This window comes from Pseudomonas sp. GW822-FHT04H02 (assembly GCF_058800645.1).
Genome location: NZ_JBXAMM010000007.1, coordinates 264,870 through 279,787 on the forward strand (window position 1 = coordinate 264,870; position 14,918 = coordinate 279,787).

Annotated in this window: 16 protein-coding genes; 1 reads left to right on the forward strand and 15 read right to left on the reverse strand. The window is 61.8% G+C overall.

The window, feature by feature from the left end; translation table 11 throughout:
* Positions 1 to 42: 42 nt before the first annotated feature.
* From AC1RMG_RS27810 to AC1RMG_RS27875, 14 genes are all read right to left on the reverse strand, one after another.
* Positions 43 to 816, reverse strand: a complete 774-nt coding sequence (locus tag AC1RMG_RS27810; protein WP_103289734.1) for a transglutaminase family protein — start codon at positions 814 to 816, stop codon at positions 43 to 45.
* Positions 813 to 1,763, reverse strand: a complete 951-nt coding sequence (locus tag AC1RMG_RS27815; protein WP_011060152.1) for an alpha-E domain-containing protein — start codon at positions 1,761 to 1,763, stop codon at positions 813 to 815. The genes AC1RMG_RS27810 and AC1RMG_RS27815 overlap by 4 nt, the downstream gene beginning before the upstream one ends.
* A gap of 11 nt (positions 1,764 to 1,774) precedes the next feature.
* Complete coding sequence (locus tag AC1RMG_RS27820) at positions 1,775 to 3,184, reverse strand: circularly permuted type 2 ATP-grasp protein (protein ID WP_011060151.1); 1,410 nt, start codon at positions 3,182 to 3,184, stop codon at positions 1,775 to 1,777.
* A 440-nt stretch (positions 3,185 to 3,624) separates the two neighbouring features.
* Positions 3,625 to 3,966: a ribonuclease E inhibitor RraB gene (locus AC1RMG_RS27825; RefSeq protein ID WP_011060150.1), complete on the reverse strand. Its 342-nt coding sequence runs from the start codon at positions 3,964 to 3,966 to the stop codon at positions 3,625 to 3,627.
* Positions 3,967 to 4,178: 212 nt separating this feature from the next.
* Entirely contained in the window at positions 4,179 to 4,412 is a 234-nt protein-coding gene (locus AC1RMG_RS27830) for a hypothetical protein (protein ID WP_015634724.1), read from the reverse strand.
* 143 nt (positions 4,413 to 4,555) lie between these two features.
* Positions 4,556 to 5,164 (reverse strand): START domain-containing protein, encoded by a 609-nt coding sequence (locus AC1RMG_RS27835; protein WP_011060148.1) that lies wholly within the window; start codon positions 5,162 to 5,164, stop codon positions 4,556 to 4,558.
* 43 nt (positions 5,165 to 5,207) lie between these two features.
* Positions 5,208 to 5,462 (reverse strand): YkgJ family cysteine cluster protein, encoded by a 255-nt coding sequence (locus AC1RMG_RS27840; protein WP_011060147.1) that lies wholly within the window; start codon positions 5,460 to 5,462, stop codon positions 5,208 to 5,210.
* Positions 5,463 to 5,632: 170 nt separating this feature from the next.
* Positions 5,633 to 6,133, reverse strand: a complete 501-nt coding sequence (locus AC1RMG_RS27845; protein ID WP_174824061.1) for a translation initiation factor 2 — start codon at positions 6,131 to 6,133, stop codon at positions 5,633 to 5,635.
* Positions 6,134 to 6,210: 77 nt separating this feature from the next.
* Positions 6,211 to 7,650 (reverse strand): aminotransferase-like domain-containing protein, encoded by a 1,440-nt coding sequence (locus tag AC1RMG_RS27850; RefSeq protein WP_011060145.1) that lies wholly within the window; start codon positions 7,648 to 7,650, stop codon positions 6,211 to 6,213.
* Positions 7,651 to 7,855: 205 nt separating this feature from the next.
* Complete coding sequence (locus AC1RMG_RS27855) at positions 7,856 to 8,668, reverse strand: OmpA family protein (RefSeq protein ID WP_011060144.1); 813 nt, start codon at positions 8,666 to 8,668, stop codon at positions 7,856 to 7,858.
* The gene (locus AC1RMG_RS27860; RefSeq protein WP_011060143.1) at positions 8,665 to 9,021 is read right to left on the reverse strand and encodes a DUF4398 domain-containing protein; all 357 of its coding nucleotides are present in this window, start codon (positions 9,019 to 9,021) and stop codon (positions 8,665 to 8,667) included. The genes AC1RMG_RS27855 and AC1RMG_RS27860 overlap by 4 nt, the downstream gene beginning before the upstream one ends.
* 9 nt (positions 9,022 to 9,030) lie before the next feature.
* Positions 9,031 to 9,855 (reverse strand): substrate-binding periplasmic protein, encoded by an 825-nt coding sequence (locus AC1RMG_RS27865; protein WP_053157134.1) that lies wholly within the window; start codon positions 9,853 to 9,855, stop codon positions 9,031 to 9,033.
* Between the two features lie 81 nt (positions 9,856 to 9,936).
* On the reverse strand, positions 9,937 to 10,866 hold the full coding sequence (locus AC1RMG_RS27870) for an electron transfer flavoprotein subunit alpha/FixB family protein (RefSeq protein ID WP_011060141.1): 930 nt from the start codon (positions 10,864 to 10,866) through the stop codon (positions 9,937 to 9,939).
* Positions 10,867 to 10,868: 2 nt separating this feature from the next.
* Positions 10,869 to 11,618, reverse strand: a complete 750-nt coding sequence (locus tag AC1RMG_RS27875; RefSeq protein WP_015634720.1) for an electron transfer flavoprotein subunit beta/FixA family protein — start codon at positions 11,616 to 11,618, stop codon at positions 10,869 to 10,871.
* Between the two features lie 548 nt (positions 11,619 to 12,166).
* Here AC1RMG_RS27875 and AC1RMG_RS27880 point away from each other — a divergent pair.
* Positions 12,167 to 13,831, forward strand: coding sequence for an electron transfer flavoprotein-ubiquinone oxidoreductase (locus AC1RMG_RS27880; RefSeq protein ID WP_011060139.1), 1,665 nt, complete (start codon positions 12,167 to 12,169; stop codon positions 13,829 to 13,831).
* A 169-nt stretch (positions 13,832 to 14,000) separates the two neighbouring features.
* Here AC1RMG_RS27880 and AC1RMG_RS27885 read toward each other — a convergent pair whose 3' ends face one another.
* Positions 14,001 to 14,891: an AraC family transcriptional regulator gene (locus AC1RMG_RS27885; RefSeq protein WP_011060138.1), complete on the reverse strand. Its 891-nt coding sequence runs from the start codon at positions 14,889 to 14,891 to the stop codon at positions 14,001 to 14,003.
* Positions 14,892 to 14,918 lie beyond the last annotated feature (27 nt).

Below are 14,918 nucleotides of genomic sequence, written 5' to 3' on the forward strand. Positions count from 1 at the left end.
CTGGCGCCTTCGCCGGCAGCCGGCGCCTAGCGAAAACGCGTGTTACTGCTGGAGCACCCTGGCGTGCATCTGCTCACCGGCGGCGCCCCGGCGCATGCCGCGCACCGGGCAGGCATCCAGGTAGTCCAGGCCCACCGCCAGCTTGAGGTGGCGCTCGGGCCGCGCCAGCTGGTGGGTCACATCGAAGCTGTACCAGGCGCCTTCCAGCCAGGCTTCGGCCCAGGCGTGGCCAAGTAATTGCCCGCTGTCCTCGCGGTACAGATAACCGGAAACAAAACGTGCCGGAACGCCCAGGCTACGGGCACAGGCAAGGAAAGCGTGGGTGTGGTCCTGGCAGACCCCGGCGCGCCCGGCGAAAGCCTGCGCCGCGCTGGTGGCCACGTCCGTTGCCCCAGGCGTGTAGGCCATGAGCTGGTGCAGCCCATGCATCAGGTCGATCAACCCTGTGCGATCACGCCGCCTTGCGCATTGCCGGCCGGCGAACTCGCGCAGTTGAGCATCCGCCTCGGTCAGGCTGGTGAAACGCAGGAACGGCAAGGGCGACTGGCATTCATGCTCGGCCTCGCGCAGCTCATCGATATCCACTTGGCCACGGGCGCCGATGATCACTGCTTCGTGGGGCTCGTCCAGGGTCAGTACGTGCAGGATGTTGCCGAAGGGGTCCCGCTGCGCACGCACCGGTCGTGGCAGATCCAGCTGCCAGCAGAGCACTTGCTGGCGCTCGCTGTCGTGGGGTGTCAGGCGCAGGTACTGGATGCTGGCGCCTACCGGATCGGCGTAGCGATAGGCGGTTTCATGGCTCACGGACAGTCTCATGCCGCCTCCAGATAAGAGCGGTGAATCGCGTTGCCCAACTGGCGCACCAGGGGGATGAAGTCGGTCAGCCAGGCGTGCAGGCCTTCGTCGAGAATCTGATCGATACCGATGTAGCGCAGGCGTGCATCCATCTGCGCCGCCAGACGCTGGGCCGGGCGCCCGTTGTCGCCGGGCAGGCTGGCGAGGATCTGGTCGATCTCCTCGGTACAGGCCCGCAGCGAGCGCGGCACGTCGGCGCGCAACAACAGCAGCTCGGCCACATGCCGGGCACCGGGCGCCTCGCGATAGACCTCGGTGTAGGCCTCGAAGGAAGACAAGGCCCGCAGCAACGCACTCCACTGGTAATAGGCATGGGCGGTGCCGTCGCACACCGCATCGGCCTGGTCGCCGGCCATCTCGTAGCGTGCGTCCAGCAGGCGCAGGGTGTTGTCGGCGCGCTCGATGAAGGTTCCCAGGCGGATAAAGCGAAAGGCGTCGTTGCGCATGATGGTGCCGTAGGAGGCGCCACGAAACAGATGGGAGCGCTCCTTGATCCATTCGCAGAAGCGGTTCATGCCATAGGCACTGAGGCCCTGGCTGGCGATCTGGTGGATGTCCAGCCAGGTGGCATTGACGTTTTCCCACATGTCGGCGGTGATCCGCCCGCGCACGGCATGGGCGCAGGCCCGGGCCGATCCCAGGCAACTGTAGATACTGGCGGGGTTGGCCGGGTCCAGGGCGAAGAACTGCAATAGCTGCTCGGCGTGCAAGGCCTGGTGGCGGGCGTGGTAATCCTCCAGGGTGCCGGTGATCAGCAGTGGCATGGCCAGCTCGTGCAGGCCATCGCCGCGCCCGTCCTGGGGCATCAGCGACAGGGAATAGCTGACATCGAGCATCCGCGCCAGGTTTTCCGCGCGCTCCAGGTAGCGTGACATCCAGTACAGGTCCGAAGCGGTTCGACTCAACATGGCAGGCTTCCTTAATCCTCGACCACCCAAGTGTCCTTGGTCCCGCCGCCCTGTGAGGAATTCACCACCAACGAACCTTCACGCAGGGCCACACGGGTAAGACCACCGGGCACCACACGGGTTTCACCACCAGAAAGGACAAAGGGCCGCAGATCGATATGCCGCGGGGCGATGCCGCTTTCGACAAAGGTCGGGCAGGTGGACAGCGCCAGGGTCGGTTGGGCGATGTACGCCTCGGGCCGGGCCTTGATCCGTACGCGGAACTCCTCGATCTGCGCCGCCGTGGCCGCCGGCCCCACCAGCATGCCGTAGCCGCCGGAACCCTGGGTTTCCTTGACCACCAGCTGCGCCAAGTTGGCCAGCACATGGGACAGCTCGGCGGGCCGGCGGCACTGCCAGGTCGGCACGTTCTGCAGAATCGGCTCTTCGTCCAGGTAGAAACGGATCATCTCGGTGACATAGGGGTACACCGACTTGTCATCGGCCACCCCGGTGCCGATGGCGTTGGCCAGTACCACAGTGCCCGAGCGGTAGGCTGCCAACAGGCCGGGCACGCCGAGCAGGGAATCGGGGTTGAACGCCAGGGGGTCGAGGAAGGCATCGTCGAGGCGACGGTAGATCACATCCACCGCCTGCGGGCCGGCGGTGGTGCGCATGAACACCCGGTCGTCACGCACGAACAGGTCGGCACCTTCCACCAGCTCCACCCCCATCTCCCGCGCCAGGAACGCATGCTCGAAAAATGCGCTGTTGAAGCGCCCCGGGGTCAGTACCACCACCGTCGGATTGTCCAGGGGGCTGGAGCTTTTCAGGGTATCGAGCAACAGGTTCGGGTAATGGTCGATGGGCGCGATGCGCTGGGCGGCGAACAGCTCGGGAAACAGGCGCATCATCATCTTGCGGTCTTCGAGCATGTAGCTGACGCCGCTGGGGGTGCGCAGGTTGTCCTCGAGCACGCAGTAGCGGCCGTCGCCGTCGCGTACCAGATCAACTCCGCAGACATGGGCATAGACATCACCGTGCAGGTCCAGGCCCTGCATGGCCAGCTGGTACTGCTGATTGGCAAGGACCTGCTCGGCGGGAATGATCCCGGCGCGGATGATTCGTTGCTGGTGGTAGAGATCGGCCAGAAACAGGTTCAGCGCCCGTACCCGCTGAATGCACCCTTGTTCGATGATCCGCCATTCCCGTGCCGGGATGATGCGGGGAATGGTATCGAAGGGAATCAGCCGCTCGGTGCCCTGCTCATCGCCGTACAGGGTGAAGGTGATGCCGGCACGGTGGAACAGCAGGTCGGCCTCGCGACGGCGGCGGGCCAGGAGTTCGTCGGGGGTATTGGCCAGCCAGCGGGCGAACTCGCGGTAATGCTCGCGAACCTGGCCGTCGGCCCCATGCATTTCATCAACAGCGCTGTGGTTCATGCCGTACTCCCTGTCACCTGCACACCCGGGCTTCGCCAGCCCTGTGCCTTCGGCACAAGCGCCCCAAAATCAGTCCGTTGCAGCCCAAGGCCGATGCCCGCATAACCGATGCATGCGGACCGCCCCTGCCCCGGCCATGGCTGGCATCGGTCTTGGCTATCACCAGCATAGTCAGAGTTGATTTCACTGCCCGCTGGCCGCTGGGGATAATCGCGTCCATCGAGCAAACACTTCGCCAAGCCTGATGAAGTCGCTGCTGCAACCTTGATGACGCCGATGACAACCGGGTCCGGGCTCTCCCGACCGGTTCCCTCTCCTGACCGGTCTTCCCTTTTAGCCACCCTCTCGGGTGGCTTTTTTTTACCTTGTGCGGGCCCTGAAAACACAATTGGCCGGCCCAGGGGCCAGCCAATTGTCTGTCTCGGTATATCTAGCGCAGGCTATACCAGCCGTCCACGGATCTCCTGTTTCACTCCCCAGCCCTCAATGATGCCGCCCAGGGGCTCGACCACCGCCTCGAAGTCCTGTTCAAAATCCCCGATGCCGCCATAGGTGGCGTACATCACCTTGCTCAGTTCCAGGTACCAGGCGCCGTCGTCACGCACGCTGACCTGGGCATTCAAGGATTCACCGCGAAAATGTCCTGCCGCCCTGCGTGCCCGCTCCTCATCCGGAAAAATGGCGTAGAACTCGATGGGATGGAATCGTGAAAAGTCGAAACCGCCTTCTTTCATGCGGCGCAGCACACTGCTGCTGATGTCTTCTTGAACGGCTGTGCTCATGAAACGTCCTCCTCAAACCGATGGATAGACTTTCCGTGTTTCCCGAACCGCCGGCCAAAGGGACCGGCATCACGACCCGGGGCGGGTCGTCAGGAAACAAGCATGGAGCTGACAAGATCAGAGCCTAGCGAAGAATTCGCTGATCTCGTTTGCAGATTAGCGCCTTGCTCTGGACGTCGCCAGAAATTGCTGCGAAGCGCGCTCTACCCTCTCTAGATCGGCGTGATACTGAGAATCTGAATGCTGTTCTGCTCTTTCAGGCTCTTGAGGGTGGGATCCTCGGTGCGCCCGTCCAGATCGTTCAGGTCCAGTTCGGCACTCACTGGCAACAACTTGGCCCGCACCAGTTGTGCGGCGCGTTCCATCGTCGGTTGCTGGTCGCAGTCGAAATGCTCGACGGACTGGACACCATGATCGTCAACGAAAGTGACTTGCCACTTTTGCATCAGTGCCTCCTCGATAGCCCCATGAGTGGGCTGACAACATCTCGACCCTGAGCAACGGACAATCGTTCCACCGCGCTGCCGGAACACAGCAATGACAAGGCCGCCCGAAGGCGGCCCTGGTAATGCTGGCAAAACTCAGCCGATCAAGGCTTTTCGGCGCGAGCCTTGAGTGCCTTCAGGGTGTTGAACGGCGCATCCACCACGAACTTGTTGGCCAGCCAGGACGGCACGCTGCCACCCGGCTCGGTGTGCACCTGGTAGGTCACTTCCACCTGGTCGGCACCTTTGGGTACGAACTTCCAGTAGCCCTCGACCTGGGCCACCCGCACGAAGCCTTTCTCTTCAGGGATGTAGGTGGGCACGCCCTCCAGTTTGCGGGTCAGGCTGCCGTCGGCCGCTTCGCTGGTAGTGATGTGCAATACCGAATCACGGGCAGTGACTGGCCACGGGGTGTTGAACTGGGTGTAGGTCCAGCTTTGATCGCCCTCGTGCTTGAGCAGTTTCTGGGTCTTGCACTCATGGATCCAGGAGCAGGCGCCCGCCACGTCTTCCTGAAGCGCGCGGAGCTTGGCGATGGAGGTCTTCATGGTGGTCACACCACGGTAGGCCTTGTATTTGGAGCCGGCCACTTCACTCAAGGAGACCTTGATGCCGTCTTCATCCTTGGCGGTTTGCCAGTCTTCGGCGTGGGCCGTTGCCGACAAGAGCACGGTTAAACCACAGAGCACAGCCATTCGTTGCAGCGAACCCATTGTCTTATTCCTTATTGTTGAAGTTCCGTTCATTGAGAACACTCTATGCCGCGGTCACTTGTTCCCACCAGCCAATCAGGCGGATGGCTTCTTCGCGGCTTTCGCCACACACCTCGGGATCCGCCAGGAACGCCCCACACACCGCCGGCCGCTCCGGCAGGCCGAACAGCCCGCACAGGTGTTCGACAGAAAGATGCAGGCAACGTTCTCCCGCCGGCTTGCCCTGGGGCATTCCGGGAATCGGGGTGCTGATGGAAGGGGCGATGCAGCAGGCGCCACAACCTTCACGGCAGTTCATGAGGAAAAGCTCCTTGCGACAAGCAGAGTGTTGAATGACGCCCGCCAAGAGTAACCGCTAAAACAGCCGTTTAAAATTACTCAAAGAACGGATTTGACGCACAACCGTGCGTGACTGATCAGTCTCCGACAAAGTGTCGAGCCAACCCGTCACAGAAGAGGATGAAGAATTTACTGCTTGAACTCGAAATCCAGGGCCGCGCCTTCGATATCCCGACGTTCCTCGTTGCGCAGCTGCAATTGCATTTCATTGCTGAGCAAGCGGCCGTTGAGCTGGAACGGGCTGCTTTCCTTGGGCTTCTCGCCAAACATCTGCGGCAGCAGCGGCTCGCGCTTGGGTAGCGGCACACTGCCCACCGGCTGCAGGTGCTTGACCATTTCCGGCGGCAGGCTCAAGTCCACCTTGGCGCTGGGCAACGGCTTCTTGATGTCCTGATAGGCCCATTTGGACTTGGGCTTGGCGGGCGCCTTCTTGGCCGCGGACTTGCTCTTGCTGGCACTGGCCGAAGGCTTGGCCTTGCTGGCCGGAGCCTTCTTGGCAGGGGCCGCCTTAGTGGCATGGGCCGCCCCGGCAGCCGGCTTGTCCTGGGAGGAAGCCGCCTGGACAGGAGCCACGAAGGTGGTTCCCAACAGACAGACACTTAACCAGAGGGCAGGTAGAAAGGCTTTCATGAAAGACAGGTAGATCGACAAAAGGTCCTCTATGCTCGCTTGTTGCAGGCCCCATGACAAGCACAGGGCCACACTGATTAAAATCCGCCCGCCGCCTCCTGGCACAACTGGCTGGCAAGCATTCCCAAAGTCATCAGGGCCCGCTCGGCCTCGCGATTCCAGGGCGTACCGCAGTTGAGCCGCACACAGTGGTTGAACTGCTCGGTGTTGCTGAAGATCAGCCCCGGGGCGATGCTGATGCCCTGCTGCAAGGCTCGCACATGAAGCTCCTGGGTGTTGACCCGCCCCGGCAGGCTGACCCAGAGAATGAAGCCCCCGTTGGGCCGGGTGATCTGCGTGCCCTCAGGGAAGTACTGCTGCACCGCCAGCTGAAAGGCGCTGAGATTCTTCCGGTATTCCTGGCGGATGTACCGTAAATGCCGGTCATAACCGCCGTTTTCCAGGTAGGCCGCAACCCCCATCTGGGTGACGCTGCACGCAGAATGGGTGCTGAAGGTCTGCAGGCGCTGGATCTCCTGCTGGTACTTGCCGGCAATCATCCAGCCGATGCGCACGCCGGGAGACAAGGTCTTGGAGAAGCTCGAACAGTAGATCACCCGATCCAGGCGGTCATAGGCCTTGAGGGCCTTGGTACGCCCCACCTCGAACATCAACTCGCCATAGATATCGTCCTCGACCACCTGGATATCGAAATCCGATGCCAGGCGCAGCAACTGCTTCTGCCGCTCCTCGGGCATGGTGCCGCCCAGGGGATTGCTCAGGCGTGTGGTCAGCACCAGGGCCTTGATCGACCATTGGTTGGCCGCCAGTTGCAGGGCTTCCAGGCTCATGCCGGTGGACGGATCACTGGGAATCTCGATGACCTTGAGCCCCAGCAAGTCCGCCAGTTGCAGCAGGCCGTAGTAGGTCGGCGACTCCGCAGCAATCAGGTCCCCGGGCCGGGTCAGTACCCGCAATGACATCTGCAGGGCATCGACGCAGCCGTGGGTGATCACCACTTCCGACGGGTCGACCACCACCCCGGCATCGCGCATGCGAATGGCCACCTGACGCCGCAGTGGCTCGAAGCCCGGGCTGAACATGTAACTGAATGCCCGGGGGCTGTGGAACCGGGTGACCTTGGCCAACTGCTGGTGCAGCGCCCGCACTGGCAGATAGTCAACGCTGGGCACTGCGGCCCCCAACGGAAACACACCTTCGCGACGGGACTCCACCAGCACCTGCTGAATGATGCTGCTGCGGGTCACCAGCCCCGGGCGCTCGACCCGGGCGATATCCGGCGTGGGCGCGGTCAGCGCCGGCGTCTGGTGCACGTAGTAGCCCGACTGCGGGCGCGCGCGAATCAGCCCCTGGTCTTCGAGGTTGGCGTAGGCCTGGAGTACCGTGGCGTGGCTGACATTGAGCTGCGAGCTCATCTTGCGTACCGACGGTACGCGCTCCCCCGGCTGGTAGACACCACGGCGAATATCCTCAGCCAGTTGCTGAGCGATACGTTGATAGAGCAAGAGATTGGTCATGGCGCAGCACTCGATTTCACGGCGTTTTATTCTTGTGTGAAACAATACCGGCACAGTTTAGAAGTGTACTGGGACAGTTTCTACAATAGTCGAGGACACGGGGCAGTGAAAAGCATAACTGTAGGGTTTTTGTGAACCTCTTGGCAGGCATAAAAAAACCCGACGCGGGCCAGGCGTCGGGTTTTTCCGTGGCACTGGCGCAGCTTCAGCGAGAAGCGCCCAACTGGCCTTTTTCGTCGGAGAACACGATCTCTACCCGACGGTTCTGCGCCCTTCCCCGCTCAGAAGCATTGGCCTCCACCGGATAGTCGTCGCCATAGCCTTCGACCTGGATGCGTTTTTCATCGATGCCCAGGTCCACCAGCACATCCGCCACGGCTTGGGCGCGGTCCTTGGACAACTGCAGATTGCTCTGGCGCTCGCCGGTGTTGTCGGTGTAACCCTCGATGCGCACCACGCGCTTGGGGTTCAACTGGAGGAACTGCACCACCTTGAGCACAGTGCGGTTCGCCGAGTTCTTCAGTTCCGCTTCGCCGGTATCGAACAGCACATCCCCCAGAGTCATCACCAGACCGCGATCGGTCTGGGTGGTGGCCAGGCTGATGATCTGTTCTTCCAGCCATTTGCCCTGCTGCTGCACGCTGAGCAACTTGGCTTCGCGTAGGGCCAGTTGCAGGCGCTGGCGCTCCAGCTCGAGCTTGGCCGCACGCTCGTTATTGAGTGCCTGTTCGGTATGCTCACGGGCGATTTCGCTGTAGCGCCGACTCAGGTAGGCGTAATGCTCCACATCGCCACCGCTGCCCCAATAGGTGGAGAGGCGATCGGCACGTGCCAGGGACTCCCCGGCACGGATCACGTCCTTGGGCGCGATACGCAGCACGTTGGAGTCTTCCTTGACCTTCTGGAAGTCGTTACTGGCCTGCTGCAGGGCTTCTTCGCTGTGCTGGCCAGCGCAGCCATAGAGTCCGGCGCATGCCAGGAGTACTGCACTGCCGATGATCCGGGTAGACAGATTCATTGGGCATCTCCCAGTTGCTTGCGCAGGCGAGTGATGCGGGTATTGAGTGCATTCACCTGTTCCTGGCTCTTGCGGGTCAGGACCTTGGCTTCGGCCAGGCGCGCATCCAGTTCGGCCTGTTCGGCGCGCATCCGCGCTTTCTTGTAGGACTCATCCTGCATGTTGCCCTGTGCCCGGGAGAACTTGTCTTCGGCCAGTTTCAACTCGGGCATGTCCTCGGCAGAAGCCCCCACGGCCTTGGCCTGCTCCAGCGTCTGCGCGGTGAGGCGCATCTGCTCGATGGGCGCCGGATCGGTTGCACAACCCGCCAGGGCGAGAACAGCCATGGCGGCGAAAAGAGGTCGAATAGTCACACAAGATTCCTACTGTTTTGGGCTGCTGACGGGTTGCTGCAACTGGGCCTTCCAGCGCTCCAGATTGCGCTGCAGCAAGGTCTCCGTCAGACCGGACGCGGGCAATTCTGTCATCTTTTTGGCCAACTGTCCGCGCAACCATGGGTCATTGCAGGCGGAGTTATGGGACAGCGCAAGGAACAGCCCCGGTTTGTCGATGGGCTGGGGAAACGCCGCCAGATCCGCCGTCATGCCCAGGGTCTGGGCCATGGCCATGCCTGCGTAGCGAGGCGCCAGCACATAGTCCACCTCCCCCAGGAGCAAGGTCTGGAAGACCTGGGTCAGATTCGGCAGGCGCTTGAGTTGCAGATGCTCCTTGGCCATGGCGACAAAGGGCTGAGTCAGTCGGGCCTTTTCCGACACGGCGCCGGGATGGCCTGCCAGGTCTCCCGGCTGGGTATAGCTGAGGGTCGAATCCTTGCGGGTCCAGACCAGATAGTCGTTCTGCACCAGCGCCGGGTGGATGTAGTCCAGCGATTCCAGCTCATTGAAGGTCAGCGGTGCATCGGCGAGCAGGTCCATGCGCCCGGTGCGTACCTCGTCCAGCGCCTCGGAGCGCTTGCCGGCATACAGCACCTCGACCTTCAGCCCCAGCTCCCCGGCCACCTGCTGCAGCAGGTCGGCGCTGGCACCCATCAGGTGCTTGGGGTCCTGAGGGTCACGCCACAGGTAAGGCGGTGCATCGGGGCTGCCAGTGACCACCAGACGCTCGCACTTGCCCGCCGCCATCGACAACGATGGCAACAACGTCAGGCCCAACAGCACTGGCCAGCCACTCATGCGGCGCAGATCCATGGCGAAACCCTCCCCCGGCAAAAAACACACATAAAAAAACCCGGCCAAAAGGCCGGGCTCTTTATAAGTGAAGACGCCGGATTAGACCAGCTTCTCCAACTCAGGTACGGCTTCGAACAAGTCCGCGACCAGGCCGTAGTCGGCTACCTGGAATATTGGCGCTTCTTCGTCCTTGTTGATCGCGACGATCACTTTGGAGTCCTTCATGCCCGCCAGGTGCTGGATCGCGCCGGAGATACCGACGGCGATGTACAGCTGTGGCGCAACGATCTTGCCGGTCTGGCCGACCTGCATGTCGTTGGGCACAAAACCTGCGTCCACCGCAGCGCGGGAAGCGCCGACAGCAGCGCCCAGCTTGTCGGCCAGGGCATACAGGTGCTTGAAGTTGTCGCCGTTCTGCATGCCGCGGCCGCCGGAAACGACGATCTTGGCTGCGGTCAGCTCAGGGCGATCGGACTTGGCCAGTTCTTCGCCAACGAAGCTCGACTTGCCGGCATCGTGAGCGGCGCCCACGGTTTCGACTGCAGCCGAACCACCTTCAGCGGCAACGGCGTCGAAGCCGGTGGCACGCACGGTGATGACTTTTACGGCAGCCGAGGACTGCACGGTAGCGATGGCGTTACCGGCATAGATCGGACGCTTGAAGGTATCAGCGCTTTCTACCGAGATGATTTCGGAGATCTGGTCTACGTCCAGCTGAGCGGCAACCCGCGGCAGGATGTTTTTGCCGTTGGAAGTAGCGGCTGCCAGGATGTGGCTGTAGCCAGCGCCCAGTTCGGCCACCAGCGGCGCAACGTTTTCCGGCAGTTGGTGAGCGTAGGCGGCGTTGTCGGCCACCAGCACTTTGGCCACGCCAGCGATCTTGGCCGCGGCTTCAGCCACGGCGCCAACGCCCTGGCCGGCTACCAGTACATGCACGTCACCACCGATTTTGGCGGCGGCGGCAACGGTGTTCAGGGTGGCCGGAGCCAGCGCCTTGTTATCGTGTTCGGCGATTACCAAGATAGTCATGATCAGATTACCTTCGCTTCGTTTTTCAGTTTCTCGACCAGTTCAGCCACCGACTTGACCTTGATGCCCGCGCTGCGTGCAGCCGGCGCTTCGACTTTCAGGGTCTTGTTGGTGGAGGCGGTGGAAACGCCCAAAGCATCAGGAGTCAGCGTTTCAAGCGGCTTCTTCTTGGCTTTCATGATGTTTGGCAGAGACGCGTAGCGCGGCTCGTTCAAACGCAGGTCGGTGGTGACGATGGCTGGCAGGTTCAGCGCAACGGTCTGCAGGCCGCCGTCGATTTCACGGGTGACGTTGACCTTGTCGCCGGACACTTCGACCTTGGAGGCGAAGGTGCCTTGAGCGTAGCCGCTCAGGGCTGCCAGCATCTGGCCGGTCTGGTTGTTGTCGCTATCGATGGCCTGTTTGCCGAGGATCACCAGCTGTGGCTGTTCCTTGTCGACCACGGCCTTGAGCAGCTTGGCCACGGCCAGGGAGTTCAACTCTTCAGCGGACTCGACGAGGATCGCGCGATCGGCACCCAGTGCCAGGGCGGTACGCAGTTGCTCTTGAGCAGTAGCAGGACCGATGGAGACGACGACGATTTCAGTCGCTACACCTTTCTCTTTCAGGCGTACGGCTTCTTCCACTGCGATTTCGCAGAAAGGGTTCATCGACATCTTGACGTTGGCGAGGTCGACGCCGGAGTTGTCCGCTTTGACGCGAACCTTGACGTTATAGTCGACCACTCGTTTGACAGCTACAAGAACCTTCATGGATTCCTCGTTACTCTCCGGTGAAAAGAAAGTCGCCTAGGCGAGAACCTGGCGGTTGATGCTCATCGGCACAAGGGCACCTCCAAAAACGCTGGCGCACAAAAAGGTTGACCTTGCTCACGGGGTGATGACCGTTCGTCAGTGGTGACCGACGAGTCATTCATTATCGCGGCGTGTAGACTGCGCACTTTCAAGTTGCGCGCGCGTCACCTTTACTGCCTTTGCCCTGTCTTTAGAGGTGCTCTTGAAACCAACAGTCAGCCTACGGCGAGCGCAAAACCGACCGTATCTTGACCGGAACGCCTTTTCCGGTCAATACGGCAAAATAGCCGTTTATAAGCCGCGCTTCTTTGATTTATCTGGGCTGCGGCAAATTCAAACAAACGTTTGTATTGGACGCTGAGAGTGGTGTAGATATAATGCGCCGCCCAGAGAGAAAGGTCGGCCGTCCTCCCCTTCTCCCCCCATGCGCGATGGGAGAAAGCGGGGATGCAACGCCAAACCTCCAATTAGAAAAAACCGTTGAGCCTTGAGTAGGAGATAGCCTAGTGGAACGCGAATACATGGAATTCGACGTGGTCATCGTCGGTGCCGGCCCCGCAGGCTTGTCCGCCGCTTGCCGCCTTAAGCAGAAGGCCGCTGAAGCCGGGAAGGAAATCAGCGTCTGCGTGGTTGAAAAAGGCTCCGAAGTCGGTGCTCACATCCTTTCCGGTGCCGTGTTCGAACCACGGGCCCTGAATGAATTGTTCCCGGACTGGAAGGAACTGGGCGCCCCGCTCAATACCCCGGTCACCCGCGACGACATCTATGTCCTGCGCAGCGGCGAAACCTCCACCAAGGTTCCAGACTTCTTTGTGCCCAAGACCATGCACAACGAAGGCAACTACATCATTTCCCTGGGCAATCTGTGCCGCTGGCTGGCCCAGCAGGCCGAGAACCTGGGCGTGGAAATCTACCCGGGCTTTGCCGCCCAGGAAGCCCTGATCGACGAAAACGGCGTAGTCCGCGGGATTCTTACCGGCGACATGGGTGTCGACCGTGAAGGCCAGCCGAAAGAGGGCATGTACACCCCCGGCATGGAACTGCGCGGCAAATACACCCTGTTCGCCGAAGGCTGCCGTGGCCATATCGGCAAGCAACTGATCAAGCAGTTCAACCTGGACAGCGACGCCGACGCCCAGCACTACGGCATCGGCCTCAAGGAAATCTGGGAAATCGACCCGGCCAAGCACCAGCCTGGCCTGGTGGTGCACACCGCCGGCTGGCCGCTGGATATCATGAGCAACGAGAACACTGGCGGCTCCTTCCTCTATCACCTGGAAAACAACCAGGTAGTAGTGGGCCTGATCGTCGACCTGTCCTACGCCAACACTTACCTGTCGCCGTTCGACGAGTTCCAGCGCCTCAAGCATCACCCGGTGCTCAAGCAGTACCTGGAAGGCGGCAAGCGCGTCAGCTACGGCGCCCGCGCCATCTGCAAGGGCGGCCTGAACTCGCTGCCCAAGATGGTGTTCAAGGGTGGTGCGCTGATCGGCTGCGACCTGGGCACCCTGAACTTCGCCAAGATCAAGGGCAGCCACACCGCCATGAAGTCCGGCATGCTGGCCGCCGATGCGGTAGCCGACTCGCTGTTCGCCGGCTCCGAAGGCGCCGACGAACTCAAGAGCTACGTCGATTCGTTCAAGGCCAGCTGGCTGTATGAAGAGCTGTTCGCCAGCCGTAACTTCGGCCCGGCCATGCACAAGTTCGGCCCGATCATCGGCGCGGGCTTCAACTGGATGGACCAGAATATCTTCGGCGGCAAACTGCCGTTCACCCTGCACGACACCAAGCCGGACTACGCCTGCCTGAAGCTGGCCAAGGACTGCGTGAAGATCGACTATCCGAAACCCGACGGCAAACTCAGCTTCGACAAGTTGAGCTCGGTGTTCATCTCTGGCACCAACCATGAAGAAGAACAGCCTTGCCACCTGAAGCTGACCGACCCGAGCATCCCGCTGAGCCGCAACCTGCCGCTGTACGACGAACCTGCCCAGCGTTACTGCCCGGCCGGCGTGTATGAGGTGATCACCCAGGAAGATGGCGAGAAGCGCTTCCAGATCAACGCGCAGAACTGCGTGCACTGCAAGACTTGCGACATCAAGGACCCGGCCCAGAACATTACCTGGGTCACTCCGGAAGGCGCCGGCGGCCCGACTTACCCGAACATGTAAGCCGGTGCGATAAAAGAAGGCCCCCTTTATGGGGGCCTTTTTCATGCCCGGGATTCAGCGACACCGCCACCTGTAGGAGCCGGCTTGCCGGCGAAGAGCCGCCCAAGCCTTGCTCCGGCCCAAGGGCGCATTCGCTGGCAAGCCAGCTCCTACCAGGGGCGCGGTGTTTTCAGGCGGCGCGTTCTTCGCCCGGGTTGCGTTCGAAGTAGCGCTTGTACTCGCGACTGAACTGCGAAGTGCTTTGATACCCCACCCGATGCGCCACCTGGGCCACGCCCAGCCCCTCTCCCAGCAGCAACTGCTGGGCCTTGAGCAGGCGCAGGCGCTTGAGGTACTGCACCGGCGACAGCAGGGTGCTGCGCTTGAAATGCTCGTGGAAGGTCGAGGTGCTCATGTTGGCGCAGCGGGCCAGGGTCTCGACGTTCAACGGCTCGGTGTAGTGCTCGTGCAGGTGATTGAGCGAAGCCGCAACCCGGGCGAACTGCCCCTGCTGCTCCACCAGCGCCCGCAACGCATCGGCCTGGGGCCCGCGCAAAGCGGCAAAGAGCAACTCACGCACCCGTGAAGGGCCCATGACCTTGCACTCCAGAGGATCGTGCAGGCAGCGCAACAAGCGTTCCACGCAACCACGCATGGCGTCGTCGAGCACAGCCGAGGTCATCGACTCCAGGGTCTGCGCCGAAGCCGCCCGGCCTTCGGTGACGCCCATGGCCAGCACCAGCTCGCTCAATACCGCCCGGTCGATGGCGATAGAAACCCCCAGCAGCGGCGCATCGGGCAAGGCGAAGGTTTCGCACTCGAAGGGCACCGACAGGGCCTGGATCAGGTAATGCCCGGCACCGTACTCCAGGGTTCGCGTGCCCAGGTAGGCCAGCTTGCTGCCCTGGGCAATGATCATCAGGCTCGGCTCATAGATCTGCGGGCCCCGCGCCACGTCGCAACTGGCCCGCAGCACCTGGACCCCGGGCAAGGCGGTGGCAACGAAACCGTCACGGCTGGCAAGGGGCTGGATCAGCGAGACCAGGGTGGCGTTGGCGTCCAGATGGCGGGTCAGCAGCATGGGGAAAACTTCACGGAAAAAGGGACG

Coding starts and splice junctions, on each gene's coding strand:
- AC1RMG_RS27835 (WP_011060148.1), bottom strand. CDS start 5,164: ATGGGTTCGCTGCAACGAATGGCTGTGCTCTGTGGTTTAACCGTGCTC.
- AC1RMG_RS27845 (WP_174824061.1), bottom strand. CDS start 6,133: ATGAAAGCCTTTCTACCTGCCCTCTGGTTAAGTGTCTGTCTGTTGGGA.
- AC1RMG_RS27810 (WP_103289734.1), bottom strand. CDS start 816: ATGAGACTGTCCGTGAGCCATGAAACCGCCTATCGCTACGCCGATCCG.
- AC1RMG_RS27850 (WP_011060145.1), bottom strand. CDS start 7,650: ATGACCAATCTCTTGCTCTATCAACGTATCGCTCAGCAACTGGCTGAG.
- AC1RMG_RS27815 (WP_011060152.1), bottom strand. CDS start 1,763: ATGTTGAGTCGAACCGCTTCGGACCTGTACTGGATGTCACGCTACCTG.
- AC1RMG_RS27875 (WP_015634720.1), bottom strand. CDS start 11,618: ATGAAGGTTCTTGTAGCTGTCAAACGAGTGGTCGACTATAACGTCAAG.
- AC1RMG_RS27865 (WP_053157134.1), bottom strand. CDS start 9,855: ATGGATCTGCGCCGCATGAGTGGCTGGCCAGTGCTGTTGGGCCTGACG.
- AC1RMG_RS27820 (WP_011060151.1), bottom strand. CDS start 3,184: ATGAACCACAGCGCTGTTGATGAAATGCATGGGGCCGACGGCCAGGTT.
- AC1RMG_RS27855 (WP_011060144.1), bottom strand. CDS start 8,668: ATGAATCTGTCTACCCGGATCATCGGCAGTGCAGTACTCCTGGCATGC.
- AC1RMG_RS27830 (WP_015634724.1), bottom strand. CDS start 4,412: ATGCAAAAGTGGCAAGTCACTTTCGTTGACGATCATGGTGTCCAGTCC.
- AC1RMG_RS27870 (WP_011060141.1), bottom strand. CDS start 10,866: ATGACTATCTTGGTAATCGCCGAACACGATAACAAGGCGCTGGCTCCG.
- AC1RMG_RS27840 (WP_011060147.1), bottom strand. CDS start 5,462: ATGAACTGCCGTGAAGGTTGTGGCGCCTGCTGCATCGCCCCTTCCATC.
- AC1RMG_RS27885 (WP_011060138.1), bottom strand. CDS start 14,891: ATGCTGCTGACCCGCCATCTGGACGCCAACGCCACCCTGGTCTCGCTG.
- AC1RMG_RS27825 (WP_011060150.1), bottom strand. CDS start 3,966: ATGAGCACAGCCGTTCAAGAAGACATCAGCAGCAGTGTGCTGCGCCGC.